Source organism: Acetobacterium tundrae (genome assembly GCF_008086615.1).
Classification (GTDB): Bacteria; Bacillota; Clostridia; order Eubacteriales; family Eubacteriaceae; genus Acetobacterium; species Acetobacterium tundrae.
The window spans coordinates 47287-71110 of record NZ_RXYB01000018.1 but is presented as its reverse complement, the minus strand read 5'-3'; the positions used below and the strand labels follow the sequence as shown (position 1 = coordinate 71110).

General features: G+C 49.3%; 16 protein-coding genes and 1 pseudogene. All 17 read right to left on the bottom strand.

Features of this window, described 5'->3' with window-relative positions; all coding sequences use genetic code 11:
- Window positions 1–1096 (bottom strand): annotated as a pseudogene (locus tag FZC40_RS13315) (Ig domain-containing protein); the annotation flags it as partial.
- Window positions 1097–1407: 311 nt separating this feature from the next.
- Window positions 1408–2643: a metal-dependent hydrolase family protein gene (locus FZC40_RS13310; RefSeq protein WP_148605142.1), complete on the bottom strand. Its 1236-nt coding sequence runs from the start codon at window positions 2641–2643 to the stop codon at window positions 1408–1410.
- 22 nt (window positions 2644–2665) lie between these two features.
- On the bottom strand, window positions 2666–6787 hold the full coding sequence (locus FZC40_RS13305; RefSeq protein WP_148605140.1) for a leucine-rich repeat protein: 4122 nt from the start codon (window positions 6785–6787) through the stop codon (window positions 2666–2668).
- Between the two features lie 282 nt (window positions 6788–7069).
- Window positions 7070–7411 (bottom strand): hydrogenase maturation nickel metallochaperone HypA/HybF, encoded by a 342-nt coding sequence (locus FZC40_RS13300; RefSeq protein ID WP_148605138.1) that lies wholly within the window; start codon window positions 7409–7411, stop codon window positions 7070–7072.
- Between the two features lie 274 nt (window positions 7412–7685).
- Entirely contained in the window at window positions 7686–10370 is a 2685-nt protein-coding gene (locus FZC40_RS13295) for an FAD-dependent oxidoreductase (RefSeq protein ID WP_148605136.1), read from the bottom strand.
- 308 nt (window positions 10371–10678) lie between these two features.
- Window positions 10679–11350, bottom strand: coding sequence for a hydrogenase nickel incorporation protein HypB (gene hypB, locus FZC40_RS13290; protein WP_148605133.1), 672 nt, complete (start codon window positions 11348–11350; stop codon window positions 10679–10681).
- A 201-nt stretch (window positions 11351–11551) separates the two neighbouring features.
- Complete coding sequence (locus FZC40_RS13285; RefSeq protein ID WP_148605131.1) at window positions 11552–12532, bottom strand: DUF5692 family protein; 981 nt, start codon at window positions 12530–12532, stop codon at window positions 11552–11554.
- 256 nt (window positions 12533–12788) lie between these two features.
- The gene (locus FZC40_RS13280) at window positions 12789–13361 is read right to left on the bottom strand and encodes a TetR/AcrR family transcriptional regulator (RefSeq protein ID WP_148605152.1); all 573 of its coding nucleotides are present in this window, start codon (window positions 13359–13361) and stop codon (window positions 12789–12791) included.
- Window positions 13362–13515: 154 nt separating this feature from the next.
- Window positions 13516–14040 carry a C-GCAxxG-C-C family protein gene (locus tag FZC40_RS13275; protein WP_148605129.1) on the bottom strand — a complete coding sequence of 175 codons (525 nt, stop codon included), beginning with the start codon at window positions 14038–14040 and terminating at the stop codon, window positions 13516–13518.
- A gap of 248 nt (window positions 14041–14288) precedes the next feature.
- Window positions 14289–16055 carry an ABC transporter ATP-binding protein gene (locus FZC40_RS13270; RefSeq protein WP_148605127.1) on the bottom strand — a complete coding sequence of 589 codons (1767 nt, stop codon included), beginning with the start codon at window positions 16053–16055 and terminating at the stop codon, window positions 14289–14291.
- Between the two features lies 1 nt (window position 16056).
- Window positions 16057–17766, bottom strand: coding sequence for an ABC transporter ATP-binding protein (locus tag FZC40_RS13265; RefSeq protein ID WP_148605125.1), 1710 nt, complete (start codon window positions 17764–17766; stop codon window positions 16057–16059).
- A 245-nt stretch (window positions 17767–18011) separates the two neighbouring features.
- Window positions 18012–18767: an ABC transporter ATP-binding protein gene (locus tag FZC40_RS13260; RefSeq protein ID WP_148605122.1), complete on the bottom strand. Its 756-nt coding sequence runs from the start codon at window positions 18765–18767 to the stop codon at window positions 18012–18014.
- A gap of 4 nt (window positions 18768–18771) precedes the next feature.
- Complete coding sequence (locus FZC40_RS13255) at window positions 18772–19557, bottom strand: ABC transporter ATP-binding protein (RefSeq protein WP_148605120.1); 786 nt, start codon at window positions 19555–19557, stop codon at window positions 18772–18774.
- A gap of 21 nt (window positions 19558–19578) precedes the next feature.
- A complete protein-coding gene (locus FZC40_RS13250) occupies window positions 19579–21132 on the bottom strand; it encodes an ABC transporter substrate-binding protein (protein WP_148605118.1) in 1554 nt (517 codons plus the stop codon).
- Between the two features lie 16 nt (window positions 21133–21148).
- Window positions 21149–22012 (bottom strand): nickel transporter permease, encoded by an 864-nt coding sequence (gene nikC / locus FZC40_RS13245; RefSeq protein ID WP_148605115.1) that lies wholly within the window; start codon window positions 22010–22012, stop codon window positions 21149–21151.
- A gap of 3 nt (window positions 22013–22015) precedes the next feature.
- Window positions 22016–23455: a nickel ABC transporter permease gene (nikB, locus tag FZC40_RS17705; protein ID WP_186843751.1), complete on the bottom strand. Its 1440-nt coding sequence runs from the start codon at window positions 23453–23455 to the stop codon at window positions 22016–22018.
- A 14-nt stretch (window positions 23456–23469) separates the two neighbouring features.
- Window positions 23470–23790, bottom strand: coding sequence for a metal-sensing transcriptional repressor (locus tag FZC40_RS13235; protein ID WP_148605111.1), 321 nt, complete (start codon window positions 23788–23790; stop codon window positions 23470–23472).
- Window positions 23791–23824 lie beyond the last annotated feature (34 nt).

The following is a 23824-nucleotide window of genomic DNA, read 5'->3' as shown; positions in this document are numbered from 1 at the left end:
CTGCCAGCCCCTGGGCATCCGTAGCGACAATCCGCACCTGGTCGGTGGCGGTTTTTTCCACCGTCACGTTATGATAAGTACCGCCGTTAATGTGGATGCTGTTGACCCCGCCGCCGCGGACAAAGGTATCCCCCGCCACATTGACATTGTTCAGGGTGACGGTGCCATTGCCTACTTCTGCAGCAACCGTCAGATCCCCCTGAATCGTCAGATTCTGGAGGACGACCCCGTCGGCCTTGATGATGACATCCCCAGCCACCGTTTCGGTGCCGGTTGCCGGACCATAGGTGCCGGCCTTGTCATAGATTACCACTGCCTGTTTTTTCACCAGATCGTTGAAAGCTGTCTGAATAGCGGCCGTAGCTTGGTTCACGTCAATCTGACTATTATCCGCCGACACCACATTGTCGGTCATTACTTTCTGCAGGATCGTCCAGGATATGGCCGTATAATCCTTTTCCACAGACTTACCGATGCTTGCCAACAGCGCCTTATAGGCGGTTAAATCCGTTGGAACGCTGACGATTTTCACGTCAAGGGCTTCCAGACGCAGACTCTCACCCACGGTTCCCAGACGGTCGCCGTCATTGATCCAGGTATTTTCTTCGGTGGGAAAGTTTCCGATATCCTGAATATGGCCCCGGTATTCCACACTGTAGCCGGGCAGCGCGTTGCCGTCGGCATCGGTGAGGATGATTTTAACGGCTTCAATGCGCAGGCTGCGGGCAGTGGTTCCGGCAAAGGCGCCGTCCTGGGCCCAGCTGCTAGTATCCGTTTCGCTGTACAGCCAGCCGATATCCTGGACATGGACGTTGTATTTGATGTGGGCGCCAGCCGGGATCGCCCCGGTGAGTTTAATCTGGACGCCCTCCAGACGCAGGCTGTGCCCTTCCGTACCCAGTTCTTCCGGGCCCTGAATCCAGGTGTTTTCATCCGTGGGAAAGTTACCGATGTCCTGAATATGGCCCCGGTAGGCGACGCCAAAACCGATGGCGGTCTTATCCGCAGCTAAAACGCTGGTGGAGCAGAACAATGCAAGCAGCATCAGTATTGTCACCATGCTGATGGTCAGTGTTCCCGATGTCATTTTTTTCATTTAAAATTACCCCTCTTTGCTATCATTCGTGTCAGTTGAAACAAATGCTTTTTATTTATTATAAAGCAATTTTAAACTTTTGTATAGATGCAATATGGTAATTATTTACATGAAACTAAATAAAATAAAACAAGCCTTTCTATTGGCTTCAGTGCCGCTGATAAAAGATCAGTAAAATATCCTGCTAAATTCTTTTTTTAATGATTTGATAACCGCATTGAGGTGTCTATCTTTTAAATGAACGTAATTTTAGCAGAACAGCAATCAAAAAAAGTAGCGACCCAATGGTCGCTACTTTTTTACATGACGTTCTAGATTTCTTTATAAACCTTCCCGGCCTTCATGACAAAGGCGACGGTTTCCACGGCGGTGATATCGTCAAAGGGATTGCCGGCAACAGCAATGATATCCGCTGTTTTGCCCGGGGCCAACACCCCGAGATCGTCCCGGCTCAGCATTTCGGCGGCCACACTTGTGGCTGCTTTCAAAGCCCGCACCGGGGCTACGCCGTTTTCAACCATTTCCCCAAACTCCTTAGCGCCGGTGACACGGTAGTCGTGGAGTCCCAGATCGGTGCCAAACACCAGTTTGACCTGACTTTTGGCAAAATTAGCGGCGGTTTCCAGCAGCGTATCCTTATATTTGCGGACCTTTCGTTTCGCCGCGGGAGTCGCGCCGCAGGTAATCCAGTACTGATCATCATCGGCAAACCGGGCTCCGCGAACCACCGCATAGTGGGTGAGGATCACAAAGACGCCTTTTGCTTCAATGAGGTCGATGGTCGCCTGGGATGCCAGACTGCCATGCTCAATCGATCGCACCCCGGCCGTTACGGCCATTTTCACGGCTTCATCGCCCATCACATGAGCGGCCACCGGGCGATCCTGCTGGGACGCAGTTTCCACCAGGACATTCATTTCTGCCTGAGTATAGGCCACATAAACCGGATCATCCGAGGGACTGGAAAACCCGCCGGAAGCGGCAAACTTAATCCAGTCGGCCTCCCACTTGATTTCGTTTCTGACGGTGCTGCGGATCTCGTCCGGCCCGTCCGCCAGGCAGTTCTGAGTGGCATTGCAAACCGGATTGAGCAGCGTGGTCAGATCCATATGACCGCCGCGAGGGGAAATCATATGGCCCGATGTGATCAGCCGGGCGCCTTCAATCAGGCCGGAATCAACCGCGTGTTTGATATCCTGAATGGTGTAGCCGGTCACATCCATATCGCCGCAATCCCGGACGGTGGTAAAGCCGTTGTTCAGGTGGATTTTAAGGGCCTCGGCACCGTAAAGCGCCTTGGCCGCCGAGGAATAGCTCCAGAACCCGCCGGGCAGTTCGGACCGGGAGGTAATGTGGACGTGGGCGTCAATCAGCCCGGGCATCACCAGCTTGTCCGACAGATCGATCCGCACAGCCCCTGCCGGTGCCGCTACAGTGGTGCCGATTTCCTGAATCACGCCGTCTTGTACCAAAATTTCCCGGGGACCGACTGGCGCATCGGTCAGTCCGTCCCAAAAGTTGCCTGCTGAAATAACTTTAACTATCATAAATATTTCTCCTTTTTTGTTATTATTTTATCCAGTTGGGGGACGTATTGGCATTGTAAGTGTAAGTACCGGTACCACCGACTGTATAGGCAGTTATAAACCCGGCATCATTTTTCCCCATGGTATTGGAATTAGTATCAATTGCCACGTTATCAGGCAGGGTGATGGATGTTAGTGGATTATTATAAAAAGCATGCTCTACAATTGACAATGAATTCCCGTCCATAATTAATAGATTACTGAGGCCGATATCGCTAAATGCTGAATCGCCAATCAATGTCACTGATCCGGGAATCGTAAGGGAATTTGATTTGTTGCCATTGAAGGCGTACTCGCCAATAACTTGTAGTTGATCTGGCAGTGTTATGCTTGTCAGCGCACAGTTAGCAAAAGCATCTTTTTCAAGCGTTTTTAATTGCGATGTCCCTCTATAGGTCACTGTTGATAGCTTGCTGCAATCATGAAACGCTCCTTCCTCAATGATTGTCACCGTTGCCGGGATGGAGATCCCGGTCAAACTCTTATAAATAAACAATTCTTTTCCAATGCCTGTCACCACAGTGCCGATGACCTTATCCGGAATGGTCACATCACCACCTAATCCATAGTAGCGGGTAATCACCCCGGCAGCAGTGATGTCATACTCAAGCAGGGGAAAGTCAGCGACAATGGTGGCCTTGCCATCAGCAAATATAATCGGTAAGTTAATGGTCGCTCCGTCAACGCTAAAAGCAATCCCGGCCGGAAAACTATAACCGCCTTTTGGGGTCAGGGTAATCGTGGCGGTATAGGCTTTTCCGCCGACAAACGTTTCTGCAACAGATGCCTTACTGGCTGTTTCCGTCCAAACCACATTTCCTTCAAACCGGTCATCGACAGCAATCGTCGTCACTGGTGTCACCCCAACAGAAGGGCATGTCACCCCTACCGGGATGGTTTCTTTGACCCAGGTCGCCGTGCCGCTGTCATAATTGTAAATCCCGGCCCCACCGGCGGTGTAGGCGGCTTTAAAATTAGCCCCATAAAATCCCATGGTAGCGACATCATCACTGATCGTCACCTCGGCCGGAATGGTAATGCGGGTAATCAGATTTCTTTCATCACTTCCGGCTTTAAAAGCGCTGGCTTGAATCGTCAGGGTGTCGGCGGGTTTTTCAATCACCAGGCTGGTGATGGTATTATTCCTGAATGCATCGTCATTAATACACGTAACCGATGCCGGTATGGTCAGCGTACCGGCCAGCTTATTCTCCGCAAACGCCGACACCCCGATGGTTTCTAAGTTATTCGGCAGGGTCAGAGTATCCAGACTGCAGCTTTGAAAAGCACTATCATCGATGGTTTTGAGACCACTGGAAAGGGTCACGTTTTTTAGTTGCTGATTATTATAGAAGGCAGCAAAACCTATGGTTTCCACGGTATCGGGCAAGCTGATGCTGACCAGCATGTTTTTGGTAAAGGCCAGGCTACCGATGGTCTTAACTTGACTGTCGCTGGCAAAGATCAGGGTTTTTAGGCCGCCGTCACTAAATACCCCGGTTAATTTATTCTCATTGCCATCGGCGATTGCGGTAATGTCCGTTCCCGCCCCTGTTTTGGGGATAAAGACATAAGGCCCTTTGGTTTTGTCAAAAGCAGTGATGGTCGCCCCGACAAAGCTCAGGCCATTATCGATCTGCCAAGCACCAGATTCATAAAAGTAGTGGCCGGCGATTTTGGCCGGTTTGCTAGTATCAGCATTCACGTAATAGGCGTAAAACGCTGAGCCATAAACCCCCATTGTATCTGCGACATTACTGATGGTTGCGTTGTTACCAATCGTGATGCTGGTGATCAGATCTTTTGCAAAAGCATGATCTCCGACCTGGATGCCGCCAGGCAGGGTAACCCGGGTTAAACCCCTGTTGTTAAACGCATTATCCCCAATCCCGGTCACCGTAATTGCGTCGCTGTCGCTGGTGAATTTAAATATATCCGGTATCACCAATTCCCCACCCGGGCCGGAATAGGCCGTGATCACGCCGGCATTATCAAATCGGTATTGGTCATACGGTGCAAACACGGCGGTGACCACCGCGGTATTTGCATCATTGGTGGTGGTGGCCCCAGCCACCGTAAAGCAGTTGGCAGGAATATCTGCGACGGTATAGGGCGCAAGCAGACTCAGAGTAATCGTGGCGACATAGGTTTTAGCGCCATCGAATGTATCCGTGGTTTGCAGATCCGCACTGGCCCCTTGTTCCCGCCAGGTCACCGCACCGGTATACTGATAAGTCGCATCAATGGCCGCATCCGGCTTGTCCCCATGAAAGGGAACAGTCAATCCAGTAATGGCCAGATTCAAATCTTTAACCGTCACCGCACAGCTGGCCGTTTTGTCATTGGCAGATGTGGCCGTGATAATGACCGGCCCGCCTTCTTTGATGCCGGTAACCTTCCCGGTATTATCCACCGTGGCGATAGCATCATTACTGGATGACCAGGTCACTGTTTGATCAGTGGCATTGTCAGGTGCTATCGTGGCAATCAGCTGAGCCGTTTTGGTCATCCCCACATCCAAGGCATTAGTATTCAGGGTGACGGATTCAACAGACACCGGCTCCGGCGGCGTATAACCCCCGCCAGAATCCGGCGGGGCTGGCATGCTCGGCGGAGTCGTAACTCCCGGTGCCACTGTAAACGCACCCGGTCGGGTTGCAAAGCTGGCCCCATTGGCTTGAATATCAGCATGTTGGATCGCTCCCGGACCCGAGAAAGCAGCTCCCGTTCCTTGAATAACCGCTTTTTGGATCACGGCCGTCGGTGACGTTATGACGCCGCAATTAGGTGCCTCCATGAGAACCGAGAGCTGTTGCACTTGGCAGCCTGGTGCTAAGGAGAGTTGCGTACCTGGTGTCAGTAAGCTAAGGCTGCCAATGGCGCCGCCAACACTAACGCCACCGGCAGAACCGCCACTGCTACCACTGGAAGATCCGCCACTGCCACCGGCCGTGATTTGCATCGGTGCACCCGTTCCGACTCCGCCACCCGGAGTGGTTACCGTGAACTGGGTGCCGCCTGGCAAGGAAAATGAGAACGCTTGTGACGGACTTCCTGAAATACCGACACCCGTCCCCGCTGACATTCTGGTAAAATACGCGATATAAATCTTTTCGAGTTCAGTCGTTATGGAACCTGTTGTTTCTTGTGTAATTTGGTCAACATTAGTCGTAGCGGCTGAGCTTGCTTCAGCCTTTTCAGCGACCTGTTCTGCGCCGATGTAGAGATTGCCATTGATCTGAAGATTCCGGAGCGTTATCCCATCCGCCTTAACGATCACGTCACCATCGATCACCTGAGTGCCCGTTTCCGGCCCGTAGGTGCCGGCGGTGTCATAAACCACCGCTGTCGCTTTTTTCACCAGCCCGTCGAACGCCGTCTGAATGGCAGCGGTGGCTTGGTTCACATCAAGCTGGTCCGTGTCCGCCGTCACCGCGTTGGCGATCAGTGCTTTTTGCAGCGCCGTCCAGGACGTGGCGGTATAATCCGTTTCCACCGACTTGCTGATCGTTTCCAGCAGCGCATTGTAGACGGTCAGATCGGTTGGATTGCTGACGATTTTTACCTCGAGCGCTTCCAAACGCAGGCTCTCGCCCACGGTTCCCAGCCGGTCGCCGTCTTTAAGCCAAGTGTTTTCATCGGTGGGAAAGTTTCCAATATCCTGGATATGGCCTCGGTATGCCACACTGTAGCCGGGCAGAGCGTTGCCGTCGGCATCGGTGAGGATGATTCTGACGGCTTCAATGCGCAGGCTGCGGGCAGTGGTTCCGGCAAAGGCGCCGTCCTGGGCCCAGCTGCTAGTATCCGTTTCGCTGTACAGCCAGCCGATATCCTGGACATGGACGTTGTATTTGATGTGGGCGCCAGCCGGGATCGCCCCGGTGAGTTTAATCTGGACGCCTTCCAGGCGCAGGCTATGCCCTTCCGTACCCAGTTCTTCCGGGCCCTGAATCCATGTGTTTTCATCCGTGGGATAGTTTCCAATATCCTGAATATGCCCCCGGTAGGCCACCCCCGGGGTGGCGTCGTTGGCCAATGCCGTCACCGGCACACAAAAGAGCAGGAGTGTCGCAAATACACCCCAAATCAGCAGCTTGTTTTTCATCAATGGTTCTCCGATTTCTATAAAATAGGCTGAAATTAATTGACGATATCATACCATGATTGGCATTGCGGTGTCTATCTTTAAAAGCGATGTTGTTTAAAATGGATTGGCCGAAAAAATTCCACCAAACAAAAAAAGAACCCCACAAAAGGGGGCTCTGAGACTGCATATAAGACTACTTACTTCACATAGCATTTCAATTGTTCGTAAACGTTTTTAGGCGTACCCGCCATGATAATGACAACCGCGCATTCAGCCTGGTCATTCATCATTCCCGCGCGCTCAGCAGGCGACGATTTCTTTGATCATGAACTCTTTGCCGCATAAGATTTCCCAGTCGCCGCTGCCGCAGCCAGGGCAGGCGTCATGATTCGCAATCAGATTGAATACTTTGCCGCAGCTTTGGCAGATCGCATTGCCGGGCAGGATCTCGATTTTTAATTCCGTCTCCTGGAGCAGCGTTCCGGCCACGGCGGCGGGATAACAGTCTTCGATGTACTTCGGAATCGTCGACGAGAGCTCGCCAATCTGCAGCACCAGCGTTTGAATTTTCGTCACGCCATTTTTTTTCGCAAACTTCTCCACCGTCTCAACGACTCCCATTAAAATTCCCAATTCATGCATGGGCCTTCACCTCTCTTGTTTAATGATAATAAAAACGGCCATAGGCTTCGCTGCCAGTTTCACGAAACACCTTTTACACTGTACGGCGGACAGTTCTCCGAACTGTTCGCCTACACGTTACAAAATTGTTTGTGAAACTGACATCCAAGCAACCATTGTTCGATTCTGATGCTATCCGAGCTCATGTGTGTCACGGATAATAACAACAACGGACAATCACATCGCGTCGTCGTGCAAAAACCGCTGCTTCTGATGGCTTAAGTGCTATCCGAGCTTATTCTTTTGAGAAAACCGAATGCAGGGATTTTTTCGTGTTCTTGACGGCAATTCGGCCCTGGCGCTTGATCGCATGCTTGATCACCGCCGGTTTCATGGCCTTCAGCTCCAGTCCCGGCTGGTCGTATTTGCGGACCAGGGAAATGGCGTCAAACTTGCATTTGGTGGTGCAGACGCCGCAGCCGACGCACTGATACTGATCGACAAAAGTGGCGCCGCAGCCGAGGCAGCGTTCGGTTTCCTGCTGAATCTGTTCTTTGGTAAAGGTGACGCGGAGATCGTCAAAAGTCTCCTTCGAGCGGCTGCCGTCGACATGAATCGCCCGCTGGCGGAGCAGCCGGTCATAGCCCGCCATGTTCAGGTTGGCCGTATCCAGCGCGTGGTATTCCCGCTCCCGGGCCAGCGCCAGATTGTCGCCGTGAACATAGCGATGAATCGAAACCGCTCCCTGTTTACCCAGCGCGATGGCGTCAATGGCAAATTTGGGACCAGTCAGGGCATCCCCACCGACAAATACATCGGCTTCGCCGGTCTGGTAGGTCAGCGGATCGGCTTTGGCAGTCCGGTTGGGGTTCAATTCAATCGTGGTGTCATCCAGTAATCCGCCCCAGTCCAGCCCCTGGCCGACTGAAATCAGGACATGGTCCGTGGCCACAATCCGGGTCTCCTGTTCATCAAACTGCGGGTTGAACCGGCCGCTATCATCGCTGACGGACAAACATTTTTTGAATTCCACCCCGACGACCTGACCGTGCTCCTGAAGGATGCGTTTAGGCCCCCAGGAATTGCTGATCGCGATCCCTTCGGACAAAGCTTCGGCGATTTCTTCATCCAGCGCCGGCATGCCGGCCCGGCTTTCCAAGCTAAACATCTCGATGGTGGTGGCACCGATGCGCTCGGCCGTTCTGGCCACATCGATGGCCACATTGCCGCCGCCGATGACGATAGTCCGGCCGGTAAGTTTTAGCTCGTCACCGAGGCTGACTTGGCGCAGAAAATCAACGCCGGTCATCACGCCCTGGGCCTCTTCACCTGCCAGACCCAAATTTTTACCGGTCTGGGCGCCGATGGCCAGATAAAAGGCCTGATAGCCTTTTTCGCGAAGCTCCGCCAGGGTGATATCCCGACCGACCTCAACGCCGGTTTCAAATACCACGCCCAGTTCTTTCAGGACGTCGATTTCAGCATTGACGATCTCCTTGCCCAAACGAAAGGCGGGAATGCCGAGCATCAGCATGCCGCCAAGCTTCGGCTGCTTTTCAAAGACGGTAACCGGGTAGCCGTCAACCGCCAGATAATAGGCGCAGGACAGTCCGGCGGGACCGGCACCGATAACAGCAATTTTTTCGGACCGCGGGGCGCGCTGTTCCGGCACAAAGCGGTGCTCGGCCTGCAGATCCTGTTCAGCGATGAATTTCTTAACCTCATCAACAGCCAGGGCTTCGTCCAGACTGCCCCGGGTACAGGCGGATTCGCACTTTCGCGGACAGATGCGGCCGCAGACAGCCGGGAAGGGATTTTCCTGCTTGATCAGCTCCAGTGCTTCCCGATACCGTCCCTGGGCGGCCATCTTGATGTAGCCCTGCACCGCGATGTGCGCCGGGCATTCGGATTTACAGGGGCTGGTTCCGCTGTCCTCGACAAAGATGCGATGGCGGTAGTCGTAATTCCATTTGTCCTGGCCCCACTTCGTATCATAAGGGGTATCCTTTTTCTCGGGAACCGGCAGCGGGTTGATCGTGCATAAATTCTGTCCCAGCGTCGCCGCACCGGCCTGACAGTTTTCCACGCATTCGCCACAGGCGACGCATTTGTCCTTGTCCACCTGGGCCACGTAGTTCGACCGTGACCAGTCAGGATTTTTGTAAAAGGTGGTATTGCGCAGTCCGAAGCAGGAACAGCCGCAGCAGTTACAGATGGCCAGAGCTTTTCCCGGTCCCGACAGATTGGGGATGGAATGCACCAGCCCTTCCTTTTCGGCCTGATCGCAAATCGCAAAGGCCTGTTCCCGGGTGATTTTTCGGCCTTTGCCGGTGCGGATATAGTATTCCGCCGCCGGCCCCACCTGGATGCACATGTCTTCGATGGTGTGGCCGCAGCCTTCCCCGATCGACCGCATCGAGGTTCGGCAGGCGCAATCCGCTGAAGAGAAAACATCATGATTGTTCAAAATGTGGGAAATTTCCTCATAACTGGCGCGTTTCGTGTCCCCGTCTATGGCGCTTTCGATCGGGATTACTCGCATGACCCCGGACCCCACCGGAATGTTTCCGGCCATCACCACCCCAAGTTTTCTTGTGTATTCTTCAAAACAGGCGGCGATATCCGGATATTTCGCGACGTTTTCCTTGTTGACCACCATGTATTCCATGATCCCGGGAACATACAGTTCCAGACAGTATTGATCAACTCCGTCTATTTTTTCAACCTTGACGGATCCGTCGACAGCCATTTTATATAGCATTTTCTCAACGTAATCGACCGGCTTGCCGCACAGCCTGGCGACTTCCCCGACGGTTTTGTATTGGCGGATTTCCAGCTTCAGGGCGACTTCCGCCTCTTCGTCCGAGGTGACGGGCTCCAGAATCCGATATTCCGGATCCGTTGGTTTCACTTTGACAATACCGCCGGTAATCCCGGCAGCTATTTTATTGGCCAGTTCGAGCACCTTTTTCTTAACCATTTTATTTCCTCCTATTATATTATATCAAGTGATTTCTAAATTTAAAAGAATCGAACCAATATTGCTTTGATGTCAGTTTCACAAACGCTTTTGTAACGTGCCGGCAAACAGTTCGGAGAACTGTCCGCCGTGCAGTGCAAAAATTTCGCGAAGGCAACGAGCCAATCATAAGCTTGCTTGTAGTTGGCGACTGACCGCGACCTCGAAGAAATTCGCGTAGCGATTTCTTCTGGTGTTTCGTGTAAATTGGCAGCGAAGCTCACGGCCGTCTCGCAACTAGCCCCTTCATTGTCAATCCCTTAAAGCGGCTAATTCCCGTTCCAGTTTCTGACTTCGGTTCGGAGCCAGTCTGCCCATTCGCCGATGCCGGCCCCGGTTTTGGCGGAGATCGGAATCACCCGAATCCCCGGGTTGAGTTTGGTCACTCGTTCTTTCACCGCTTCAAAATCAAAGTCAAAATAATCCCCGGCATCGATTTTGTTGATCAGCAAGACGTCGACAATGGAAAACATCAGTGGGTATTTGAGGGGCTTGTCGTCCCCCTCCGGTACACTTAAAATCATTGCGTTTTTTACGGCGCCGGTGTCAAACTCCGCCGGACAGACCAGATTGCCGACATTTTCCAGAATGGCCAAATCGATGCCGGCGGTCCCGAGCCCCAGCAGTCCCTGGCGGGTCATCTCGGCATCGAGATGACACATTCCCCCGGTGTGCAGCTGGATGACTTTGGTGCCGGTCCCGGAAACGGTCCGGGCATCCACATCGGAGTCGATATCCGCCTCAAGAATGCCGATCGTCATTTCATCTCTTAACGCCTCAATGGTTCTTAACACCGTGGTGGTTTTCCCGGACCCCGGGGACGACATCAGATTCAGTAAAAACGTCTGCTCTTTCTTGAGTTCAATTCGGAGCAGATCCGCCTGGCGATCATTATCGTCAAAAACACTTTGCTTGATCTCAAGCACTTTATACGCGTTCATCCTTTATTTCTCCCTTTGATTATATTTAATTTAAGCGTCAGCCAAGCTCGCTTTTCGCTTCTTTTGAATCTTTTTTTGTCTCGGTCTTTCATAACTTACTTTACCCTATCTTATATTTGGTCAACTTCCGACCGCTCCATCCGGGCCTTGCTGTTCCTGCCGCCTTAACTAAGCGCCGCAACAATCATGGCAATCATCGGCTTATTCGGCCAGTGCCTTGACTTCCTGGTATGGTTTCAGATCGGTATATAATTCGCCCAGATAAGGATTTCTTCTGGTTTTGACAATTTTAAAGATCATGTAGCCAAAGACGCCGATATTGGCGGCTAACGACATCAAACTGAAGGCCATGAGCGGCAGCGTATTGTAGCTGGATGCCACGGCAAACGTCCCCTGATCGATGAACGCCGGAAAGGTCTGGGCGAACATGCACCAGATCGCCAGCGTCTGGGCCCGATGCTGAAGCCAGGCGCCTTTTCCCACCGTGAAAGCACACAGCGTTGGGGCCAGCAGCAGTGCCAAACCGCAGTACCAAGCATGACCCGGCAGACAGTTGTAGGTGTAGGCAAAATTCCACAGATCATAGGCGATGATCCAGAACCACAGCATATCCGGCCACAGCATATCCCGGCTGCCGTCTTTAGCCGTCCGCTTTTTAATGCAGATGCCCAGGAAGCCGGTAATCGTGATGATGTTCAGGATCCCCGCAATGCCATTCATGAAATTCCAGGCCCCGCCCAGGACAAACATCGCTTCGTCGGCCAGCATTCCGCCGCCGGCATACTGCGTCCCAATCTGGAAATCCCGGGACACGGCCTCCAGAATGTTGATGGCTAGAATCAGGGCCGGAAACCCGAGCACCCATTTGATATCCGCCAGCCGCCGTTCTTTTCCGGTGGCTTTGTTCTGCCATTTGACATGACGGATGCACCAGAAGCCGATACAGCCGGCCGTGGCAGAATAGACCTTGGCCAGATGAAACCAGTCGGTATAGGTGGTGTCCCGCAAGACCGTGAACCACAGTGTCGACAGGAAAATAGGTAAAATGACAAAGCTGAAAAAGCCCACCCATTTCCATCTTCGGGCAATTTCATTGAAAACAAAGAGAGCAATGAAGACGATTACCCAGACGCCCCAGACGCTGAATGCGGATGCCCCCGCAGCATAGTTGAAAACAAACATAATGTATCCTCCTTGAATGATTTAATTGCCTGCATTATATAACCATTGTTAAAGTTTCTTCAATAGACACATAAAAGGAAGTGTCGACTTCGACACTTCCTTTTATGTGATAACTATTAACTGTGGATTGTCCGCTGCTGCTATTATCCGTGACACGCATGAGATCGGACACTCTAACGAGTGTTCGCCTCAACGCGCATCACAGGATAATTAGCAGCCTCGGACAATGATCTCGGTTTTTGCGATTGCTTCTGTGCTATTTGATATCCGTGTCAACAAAGGCTTCCACGGAGCGGGGAATGCTGCCGCGGATCATGATCAGCAGCTTTTTGAGGATGATTTCGGGTTCTTCGGTCATACCGTCGTCGACCCAGTCGATCAGCAGCCCATTAAAGACATGGCGATAAAAATTGACAATGAATTTCTGATCGACTTCCTTTAACTCCACATCCAGTTCTTTGACACATTCCGCCACCACACAATCCAGCAAGCGGTTGGACAGATGCGTCAAATAGATGTTGGCTTCTGGCCAGTAGGAGGAATGGTAGATGTGCAGGATCATTTTCGCATGCCGCCTGGTATAATTCATGGTCGCCAGAAACCCGCCGCCCCAGGTTTCAAAGGTGCGGTTCTGAGCAATTTCCCGGGCTAATTCTTCATGGAAAATATATTTGAAAACAGCCATCAGATCAGAAAAGTGATTGTAAAAAGTCTGTCTGTTGACGCCGCAGTGGTCACAGACTTCCTTCACCGTCACCCGGTCGATGGATTTTCGGCTGACTAGTTCTTTGAATGATGCGATAATCGCCTCTTTTGCATATTTTTTCATCCGCTGCTCCTTATTACCTCCTGCCTTCCCAACTAATTCTTTTTTTGTCACGCTTTTTTTATCTGTATCCATAACCAGGTTAACGCAACATTGATACGCTGGTCACCTTCGGATCAACTAAATTTTCAACACCTGGATAAGGTAACTCTTTTGACTACTTCTTTTTGTTATCACTCATTTTTTCGCCATATGGCAGCTCGAACGCTTCATCTTGAGAGATTTTCAGATATTTATAAGCTAATTGGGCCGTTGTCCCCACCATTTTCATACAGTGCACGCGTCGATCTTTTCCATTCCAATCTTCAAACGGCTCACAGATGGCGCGACAAGTTGTGGAGCCATTGGTTTCGCCGAATTCTGTGACCAGATTATTATAACGGCGGTAATATTTTTGACCGACTTCAGGTCCCCGCACATCAGCATCGATGCTCCAGGGATCCTTTCTGCCATAAACCGCACTGTTTGCCATCACAGCGGCTGACAGTGCCCCACAGGTTTCCCCGCAAAGTCCGATGCCGCCGCCAAAACCGGTACACATCGCGATCGTTTCCTTGGGCACATCCAAAACATCGGCACGCAACAACGCATCATAGACGCTTTCTGCACAATTTAAACCACTTTTAAAATTTTCAATGGCATAATCTTTGACCAATTGACTTTTTTCATCTTCGCTATTCATTTTATCCCTCTTTTCTAACTATTTTTTACAAGGTTTACACCCATTACCGAAAGCATTGTTGCACTATTGGATTAGCTATTGAAAACCATCCGTTATCGACATATGCTATTAATTAATTATTATAATCCATAGAAAGCATATGTCAATAACTATTTTCAAAACTCATCCAATCCTATTTTTAAAAGTTTTATCAGTGACGAACTGATCTTAATCTTTCAATTTTAAAACTACGATTGGGCAGTTCTATCCTACTCAAACTGCGCTTGATACAACTGCCAATAGCGGCCGGTCATGCGCATCAGTTCCTGATGCGTGCCGGTTTCGACGATCTCGCCCCGATCCACAACCAGAATATGATCGGCATTCTGGATCGTTGAAAGGCGATGTGCAATCACAAAGCACGTTTTATCTTTCATCAGATTGCGCATCGCCTCCTGAATCTTCTTCTCTGTTCTAGTATCGACATTGGACGTTGCCTCATCCAGAATCAGTATTTTTGCCTCCAAAAGCATCGCCCGGGCAATGCTTAAAAGCTGTTTCTGGCCCTTGGAAATATTGGCCCCTTCATCACTTAAAATTGTTTCGTAGCCATCCGGCAGATGGGTGATGAAGGAATGAATTCTGGCAGCCTTGGCGGCGGCTACGACTTCTTCCATAGTGGCATTTTCTTTGCCATAGGTCAGGTTTTCAAAAATATTGCCGTAAAAAATCCAGGTATCCTGAAGCACCATGGCGTAGGCTTTTCTCAGGCTATCCCGGGTCACGTCGTGCACTTCCGTGCCGTCGATATAAATCTGTCCGGCATCCGCATCATAAAAGCGCATCAGCAGATTGATGATCGTTGTTTTGCCGGCGCCGGTTTCGCCGACAATGGCGATCAGTTCGCCGGCCGTCACTTTTAGACTGAGATCATTGATAATCAGCTGCTGGGGATTATAACCGAATTTAACATTGCAAAGCTCAATATCACCCTTGACATCTGCCAACGGCACCGCTTCCTTGGCATCGGGGGCTTCCGACAATTCATTTAACAGGTCGAAAACCCGTTCGGCGGCCGCCAAAGCCGATTGCAGATCACTCATGATATTGGCCATTTCATTGATCGGTCCGGCGAATTTTCTGGAATACAGGACGAAGGATGAGATCTTCCCGATGGTCATTTCGCCAGCCAGATACAAAAGCGCCCCGAACACGCTGATGAAAGACAGCGAAATGTTATTGATAAAGTTGACCATTGGAAAAATCATACTGCCGTAGTATTCCGCATTGTAATAGGCCTCGACCGCTTCTTTGTTCTTGATGTCAAATCTTTTGATGGTACTTTCTTCCTGGTCATAAACCTTGAGGGTTCGTTGACCCGATACCATTTCTTCGACAAAACCGTTGAGTTTTCCGAGTTTCCCGGAACGGCGGCTAAACAGTGGCCGGGTCTTTTTAACCAGATATTTCGACATTAATAATGACAGCGGCACGGTGACAACAAAAATCAATACCAGCTTGGGGGAGATGGCCAGCATCATCAGAAATGATCCCAACACGGTAATCACCGCCGATGAAACCTGGACCAGATCATCGGAAAGCGAGCTGTTTACCGTATCAATATCGTAGCTAATCCGGCTGATCACGTCGCCGGTCTGATGGACATCAAAATACCCGATCGGTAAATCCAGCAGCTTGTTGAAGACATCCTTGCGCATGGCGTAGGTCACCTTACGGCTGATCGTAATCATCAGTACTTCCAAAATATATGAAAGTCCGGCCGACGCAAGATAAAAGCCGACCATCCAGAAAGCAAAATAAAAAACCCGACTAAAATTGACCTGTCCGACACCCAATTCAATGGCATCAATCGCATATCCGGATAACAGTGGACCCACCAGGGCCAGCAGATTACTGCCGATGGTCAGCAAAATCGCTACCAGCAGCCGCCACTTAAAGCGCATCAGATAGCCGCCGAGTTGCATCAGGGTTCCTTTTCTGTTTTTCGGTTTTTCGAATTTTTGTGAATGTCTCATCTCAGACCTCCCCCATTTGCGAACAGCTGATTTCCCGATAGACGTCACAGGTGGCCATCAAGTGTGCGTGCTTGCCATAGCCGATGGCGGCGCCATTTTCCAGCACCAAAATATGATCCGCATGCAGAATCGAACTCACCCGCTGGGCGACAATGATGATCGTAGTCTCGCCAAAGTGTTCTTTTATCACTTTCCGGAAAGCGGCATCAGTTTTATAGTCCAAAGCGCTGGAGGCATCATCCAAAATGAGAATATCCGGCTGTGCCGCCAGGGCCCGGGCAATCAGAATGCGCTGCTTCTGCCCGCCGCTGAGATTGGCCCCCTTAATGGTCAGGGCTTCCCCGGATCGGTCTGCTTTTTCATCCACAAATGCTTTGGCGCCGGCATAAAGAATAGCCTTTTCGATTTCTGCTGGCGACAGATTTCTTTCCAGTCCAATATTTTCTTCAATGCTGGCTTCAAAAATAATATCATTTTGAAAGACCACGCCAAAGTGCTGATGCAGTTTCCCCGGGGGAATCGACTTAACATTCTGACCATCAATGTAGATGGCGCCGTCGTCGACATCATACAGACGCATCAGTAATTTTAAGAGCGTCGATTTACCGGCCCCGGTTTCCCCGATAATCCCCAGGGTTTCGCCTCTTTTGAGGGCAAATGAAATATTGGCAAGATTCGGTTCTTTTTTGTTGTAGGAAAAAGAGACATCCGCAACTTCCAAATAATAATCGCTTGCTTTTTGCTCCCCTGCCGGGATCGTCAATTCCTCTTCAAGCGCTAGCACCCAGTTGATCCGATCAGCGGAAGCAGTCGCCTTCGTCCAGGTCTCAAAGATACTGGAAACCGACAGCACCGCCTGAAGAATAATCGCAAAATAGGTCATGAAGGCCAGAATTTTCCCCACTTCGGTTGTGCCATTATTGACACCGTAAGCGCCTACTAAGACAACGCAGACCAAACCAAGATTCAGGCACACGTTCATCGCCGGCTGAATAACCGCGATGGTCATTCGCGCTGTTTTTTCCCGGTTAACCACTTCGCCATTGATGACTTCAAATCGTGCTTTTTCATAGTCTGTTTTAGATAATGCTTTGATCACCCGAATGCCGCTGATATCTTCTCTGACCAGCCTGACAAAACGATCAATGGTCTGCTGCAGGGCCCCAAACAGGGGAATACTTTTTTTGGAAACCAACGTAATGATGATGACCATAATCGGCATCATCCCGATCAAGACCGCGGCCAGCACCGGATCCAGGGTCATGGTGACAACAATCCCGCCGATCAGCATAATCGGCGCCCGGATTCCCAGCCGCTGAATCCGGATGATCATCTGATGGATATTGTAGGTATCGGTTGTTAAGCGGGAAATCACCGACGGCTTGGTAATCCTGTCCATTTGTTGACTGGACAGATACATCACCCGGGTAAACAGATCATGGCGAATGACCTCGGTGGCATCACTGCCGACCCGGGCCGCCATGCGGTTGGCGATAATATTAAAAGCCACCCCGATAATCGAGCAGACCAACATCACGACGCCCCAGTAATAAATTTCCGTTTTGTTGTTTTGCGGAATGACATTATCAATAATGTAAGCCAGAATATAGGGCAAAAAAAGGTCCATGATCGAACCGGTAAATTTAAAGAATACCCCGAATAGCATGCGATGATAGAATGGTTTTAAATAAACTGAGAAAATCTGTTTCATGAGAGCCTCCTCTTTTATTGATTTTAACGATAAAATAGGATTGCGTCAAGTGGTGCACTCACTTGGCCTTCGGCTTAATATAATTTGATACCATCACGATCAGCAGACGTTAAAACAACGCCTAATCTGTACCACCTTTCTCAAGTATAATTTTATACTAATTTCATTGAGAAAGATGTAATCCCAATCCGGCCTTTTTTCTCTGCTTAAAGAGCGGTTTAAGCGTCATTGATCAGCTTTGGATTTTAAAGCACAGAATCAATCAATCTCTTTGTATACTCCTCCCGGGGATTCATGATGATCTCATCCGGTGTGCCCTCTTCCACAATCCTGCCGTTGGACATCACGAGGACGCGGTCACAGACTTCCTGAACCAGTGCCAGGTCGTGGCAAATCAGCAGACAGGTCATGCCCATTTCATTCTGAAACTGCCGGATCAATTTTAGAATCTGTGCCTGAATGGTTACATCCAACGCACTGGTTGCTTCATCACAGATCAGCAGACTCGGTTGATTGGCAATCGCTCTGGCAATCGATGCCCGCTGGCATTCGCCGCCGCTAACCTGATGGGGATAACGGTCGGCAAATTCTTTTGGCAGTCCGCAAACCGCCAGACATTCCTGCGCTCGCGCTTTCGCCCGGTGCCGTTTCATGCCCTGATTGATCATGCTTTCCATAATACTTTCACCCAGTCTAATTCTTGGATTAAAGGAATCCACCGGCATCTGGAAGATCATCTGAATATCTCGATAGATCGCTCTCAGTTCTTTATTGCCGGCCTGCGTAATCTCTTTTCCATTCAGAAAAATTCCGCCTTCATCCGCTGCTTCCAAACGGGTGATCATTTTGGCCGTGGTGCTTTTTCCACAGCCGCTTTCCCCAACAAGGCCCAAACACTCCCCTTTGTTAATCTGAAAACTGATGCCATCCACAGCCATTATTTCCGTTTTTCCTTTTTGATAGGCTTTCTTTAAATTTCTTACCTCCAGCAATGCACTCATGAGATTACCGCTTTCTGATTCTTGGTACCGCCTGAATCAATTTTCTGGTATAGGCTTCCTGAGAATTGTTGATGACATCCCGAGTCTTACCGTATTCAACTAAATGCCCTTTGTGCATGACGGCGACTTTATCCGCCATATAGGATACTACCCCAATATTGTGGGTCACGATTGCAATACCGGTGCCGAATTCGTTTCTCAGGGCCATCATTTCCCGGATCACCTGGGCCTGTACCGTTACATCCAGTGCTGATGTCGGTTCATCGGCAAACAGCAGCTCCGGTTTTTGAATCATCGCCATGACAATCCCCACCCGCTGATTCATCCCACCGGATAATTCAAAGGGATAGCTTTTTAGAATCCGCTCACTATCCGGCAGATTGATTTTTTCAAACAGCTGCATTGCCAACTGATCCACTGCTGCTCTTTTTATGGCGTGATGCTGTTCCATGCTCTCATATAATTGATCGCCGATGGTCCTTATCGAACAGAGAGCACTGCCGCAGTTTTGAAAAATCATTCCCATTTCCGGTCCCCGCATCTGACGCAATTCATCATTCTGAATATCCAGCACGTTTTTGCCTTTAACATAAATATCACCTCGGGTCACCGCGCCGGCTGTGCCCAAAAGACCCATGGCCGCTTTAATCAGGGTACTTTTTCCGCTGCCAGATTCGCCGACAATGCCAAGTATTTCACCCAACTCCATCTTCAGATTAAAATCAAATACCGTCGGTTTGCCGTCATAACATATTTCCACATGCTGCATTTCTAATAATGGCTGTTGCATAATATTTTTCCTTTGCTTGCTTTAATTCATGTCCAGGTCGGCAGTAATTTCATAATAATCGGAGGGATGGGAGGTAAAGCCGGTGACACCTTTTTTCATGACAAAAGACATTTTTAAATACGATGCATAAATATAGGCGTTGTCATCGACAACCTGCTGGGCAATCTTTACTGCCAGATCATTTCTCTTATCTTTATCAAATTCAGTTCGAAGCTGAGCTACCAATTGTTCAACCTTTTCGCAGTGATAATGACCCTGGTTGTAATCTGATCCATCAACAACATGAGTTGTGAAATAATATTGCGGATCACCAGTTGGAGTGGTGACAAAGGCATTGGCAAAGACATCATAATCGCCCGCTTTCAGAAAATCTTTATAGCTATCGGTGGCATTAACATGAACGTCTATCCCAGCCAGCTTGTAGCTCGCCTGAACCGATTCTGCCAGTAACGGCAATTCCTGTCGTGAGGTATACGTTAACCATTTGACCGACAATTTCTGACCATCTTTTTCGCGAATACCATCGCCATCGATATCCACCCATCCAGCCGCTTCGAGCACTTTCTTAGCTCCTTCAATATCATATTTAGAGGCATTAACCTTGTCTCCACCAAATATCAGATTAGCCGGGAATGGACCAATAGCAGGCGTCCCGTTACCTTGAAGTAGAGTCGAAGCAAATCCGTCTTTGTCCATGCTCATGGCCATGGCTTGGCGTACGGCAGCATCCTGAATAACTGGCGAATTGTAATTCAAAGCCGCCTGGTACACGCGAGACGTATTGCAGGAACTGATCGTATAATCGTTGTTATCCTGAAATAGCTTCAGACTGGCATAGGGAAGACCCTGGCTGGCATCAATTTCTCCGCTTTGCAATGCCATTGTTAATGTATCGCCGTCGGTGATGCTCTTAACATTGACCTTGCCTACCTTCGGTGTGCCGCCCCAATAATCCTTATTCGCTTCCAGATTGATTTCTGTATCCGACACAGCAGTTGCCACATAGGGACCAGTACCCACCACATTTTTGTCAGCGGTTACCCCTGCTTCTACATCGACGATGGCACCATAGGGATCACACAAGTAGTTGATTAAAGCCGGCACCTTGTTTTCTGATACAATCGTGACACTCTGACCATCTGCTGTAATGGATTTGATCTGCAAATCCTTGGGTGCCCGGTCATGTTTGGCAATCAGATCTTCAAAACAGGCTTTAACCGCTTCCCCGGTCATTTTCTTCCCATTGGAGAATTTAACGTCATCTCTTAAATTGATTTTAACCGTGTTATCATCAATCTGTTCATAATCTTTTGCCAGCCAGGGTTCCAGTTCCATCTTCGCATTGAATTTGAACAGGGTTTCGCCGACACCGTAACGCACCGTCGACCAGCCGCTGTAAGAGTCGTGCGGATTCAGTCCTGTATTTGAATTACTGACACTGTAGGCCACCGTCCCATAATTAAACTCTTTTTCCACCTCACTTTTGGTACTGCCAGCATTGCCGCATCCTGTTAGCATGCCAACTGCCAATGCCCCTGTCAGCACCAAAGCCAACAATTTTCCTTTCCTTTTCATGTTTTCCTCCCGTTTTTTATTTTTTGAATTTTGGATCCAGTACATCTCGCACCGTATCTCCCAGTAAATTAAACACCATGACGGTTATAAAAATAGCCCCGCCCGGTGCTAAAATTACCCATGGTGATGTTTGCAGCATACTCCGCCCATTACTCATCATTGAGCCCCATTCGGCAATGGGAGGCATGGCACCCAATCCCAGAAATGACAAGCCGGCAAGCTCCATCATCATCGTCCCGATATCCAGGGTTGCCGTTACCAAAATCGGACCCATGATGTTCGGCAGAATATGTTTGAAAATAATTTTTGCCGGTCGTGATCCGCTCAATTTTGACGCCGAAATATAGGGCATGTTTTTGACGGATAATACCTGGCCTCTGGCAAGTCTGGCAAATTTTGGCCATGAAATGCAGGCCAGCGCAAGAACGGCATTCATGATGCCGCCGCCTAAAACCCCGGCTACAGCAATCGCAAAGACCATACCCGGAAATGCGAGAAAGACATCGGAAATGCGCATGATCAGCGAGTCAATTTTTCCGCCTTTGTAACCGCAAAATAATCCAACACCTGTTCCGATCACCGAAATGATGCAAACCAGCAGCAATGACGAAAAGATCGTGGCTTGGGCTCCCATAATCACCCGGGATAACAGATCCCGGCCGTAACGGTCGGTACCAAGCAAGTAATTTGAATTTGGCGCCTGCAAAGCCTTTCCTAAATCCTGCTGGTAGGGATCATAGGGCACCAGCTGGGATGCAAAAGCAGCAATTACAAGTAGCACAACCACAAGTGCTGAAAATACATAAAGCTTTAACTTTGTCTGGTCTTTTCGCGTTTTTGATTTTCGAACGGTCACTGATTTTTCTAATCCTATTTCCAATCCTTAGCCCTCCTTTTCCAGGCGAATCCGGGGATCGAGATAATGATACAGAATATCCGTAACCAGATTGACCAGCACATAAATCAGGGCCATCCAGATAACATAAGCCTGAATCATCGGATAATCCCTGGCCATGATGGAATCCACCGCCAGTTTGCCCACCCCGTCCCACATGAAAATCGACTCAATGATCGCCGTTCCGCCAAGCAACGATCCGATCGACAATGCCAGCAGAGTCACAATGGTGAGCATGGCTGATTTCAGCACACTGGACCAGAGGATCACCGTTTCTCTCACCCCACGGGCTCTGGCTCCCATGACGTAATCCTTATTCAGTTCTTCCAGCACCGTTGCCCGAACCTGGCGTGTATACTTGGCAGCCATTGCAATTGCCAGAGTCAGGGTCGGCAGACAAATACTCTGCCACCCTTCATTACCCATGACTGGGAATAGCCTTAATTTCAGGGCAAAAAAATAAATCAACAGGAGCGATACAAAAAATCCCGGCATCGAATTTCCAATAAAACTCATTCCCCGGATGAGATAGTCCGTCACGCGATTTTGTTTGACTGCTGCCAGTATCCCAAGGGGGATGGAAATCACGACGGTTACCAGTATGGATGTCAGGGTCAGATAAATCGTTGCCGGCAGCTTTGAAACAAATGTTTCAAACACCGGCTGGTTCGAAATATATGATGTTCCCATATTACCCGTCGCAATTCCAACCAGCCAGTTGGTATACTGAACCAGGAAGGGTTGATCCAATCCCAACTCTGCCCGTTTCTCGGCCTTGACCTGTTCGGTCGCACCGCCTCCCGAATTATCGTATAGGGCATCAACCGCATCACCTGTTGCCGTGTGCATCAGCGTAAAAGACAATAGTGTAATTCCCAAAATAATCGGGATCAATTGTATCAGGCGTTTCATTATTTCTTCCACACTTGCCGTATATAAACGGAACTGTAGCTTTTCCAAATGATATTGGTTGTAGAATTCTGCAAAACATTGCGCCATCCATTGACTTGGATTACTTGATATCTTCAACTGTTCAACTTTTTCGGTCTGTGAAAAAGAGGACAAGGTTTCAACATTTTCGATGGCTTTACAGGCATATTCATAAACATGGTCGCCTTTTGCGGTCAGCAGAATGCCTCTGCTTTTTCGTTCAAACAGATCAAACCCCAACTGTTCTTCCAGGGCTTTTATGGCTTTGCTTACATTCGGTTGTGTGGTATATAATATTTCTGCAGCCTTACTGAATGATCCAACATCCGCACTCACAACAAAATACTGCAATTGTTTTAGTTCAATCATCTCTCGAACCTGCTTCGGTCTTTTATCACTCATTCTTTTTTTTCCATCGCTTTCTTCTGTCATAAAAACACCACCGTCATTTTTTCCAAATTTTTCTGTTGAATCTGCAACTATAATCGCTGTTTTCAACCGCATTTTTTTCTTTATTTCATGAATTGATCAATAGCTTTATGCAAATCATTAAGCGCTTTTTGATCTCCTTTTTCAACCGCAGCTACAATACAATGGTCAATATGGTCTTTTAGAATAATCTTCCCGGTATTATTAATCGCTGCTTTCACAGCTGCTAACTGGATTAATACCTCTGAACAGTCTCTCCCTGATTCCACCATTTTTCGAATCGATTCTAAATGACCGGTGGCTTTGGACAAACGGTTCAACACCGCTTTCGTCTGGGTATGATCATGATTTGGTTTCTTTGCCTGTGTTTCTTCAATCGGCTCGTCTATTTTTTCTAAAAGCATCTGATTTCTCCTATAATTATGCTTACTGCACAAA

Coding starts and splice junctions, on each gene's coding strand:
- FZC40_RS13310 (WP_148605142.1), bottom strand. CDS start 2,643: ATGATAGTTAAAGTTATTTCAGCAGGCAACTTTTGGGACGGACTGACC.
- FZC40_RS13305 (WP_148605140.1), bottom strand. CDS start 6,787: ATGAAAAACAAGCTGCTGATTTGGGGTGTATTTGCGACACTCCTGCTC.
- FZC40_RS13300 (WP_148605138.1), bottom strand. CDS start 7,411: ATGCATGAATTGGGAATTTTAATGGGAGTCGTTGAGACGGTGGAGAAG.
- FZC40_RS13295 (WP_148605136.1), bottom strand. CDS start 10,370: ATGGTTAAGAAAAAGGTGCTCGAACTGGCCAATAAAATAGCTGCCGGG.
- hypB (WP_148605133.1), bottom strand. CDS start 11,350: ATGAACGCGTATAAAGTGCTTGAGATCAAGCAAAGTGTTTTTGACGAT.
- FZC40_RS13285 (WP_148605131.1), bottom strand. CDS start 12,532: ATGTTTGTTTTCAACTATGCTGCGGGGGCATCCGCATTCAGCGTCTGG.
- FZC40_RS13280 (WP_148605152.1), bottom strand. CDS start 13,361: ATGAAAAAATATGCAAAAGAGGCGATTATCGCATCATTCAAAGAACTA.
- FZC40_RS13275 (WP_148605129.1), bottom strand. CDS start 14,040: ATGAATAGCGAAGATGAAAAAAGTCAATTGGTCAAAGATTATGCCATT.
- FZC40_RS13270 (WP_148605127.1), bottom strand. CDS start 16,055: ATGAGACATTCACAAAAATTCGAAAAACCGAAAAACAGAAAAGGAACC.
- FZC40_RS13265 (WP_148605125.1), bottom strand. CDS start 17,766: ATGAAACAGATTTTCTCAGTTTATTTAAAACCATTCTATCATCGCATG.
- FZC40_RS13260 (WP_148605122.1), bottom strand. CDS start 18,767: ATGAGTGCATTGCTGGAGGTAAGAAATTTAAAGAAAGCCTATCAAAAA.
- FZC40_RS13255 (WP_148605120.1), bottom strand. CDS start 19,557: ATGCAACAGCCATTATTAGAAATGCAGCATGTGGAAATATGTTATGAC.
- FZC40_RS13250 (WP_148605118.1), bottom strand. CDS start 21,132: ATGAAAAGGAAAGGAAAATTGTTGGCTTTGGTGCTGACAGGGGCATTG.
- FZC40_RS13235 (WP_148605111.1), bottom strand. CDS start 23,790: ATGCTTTTAGAAAAAATAGACGAGCCGATTGAAGAAACACAGGCAAAG.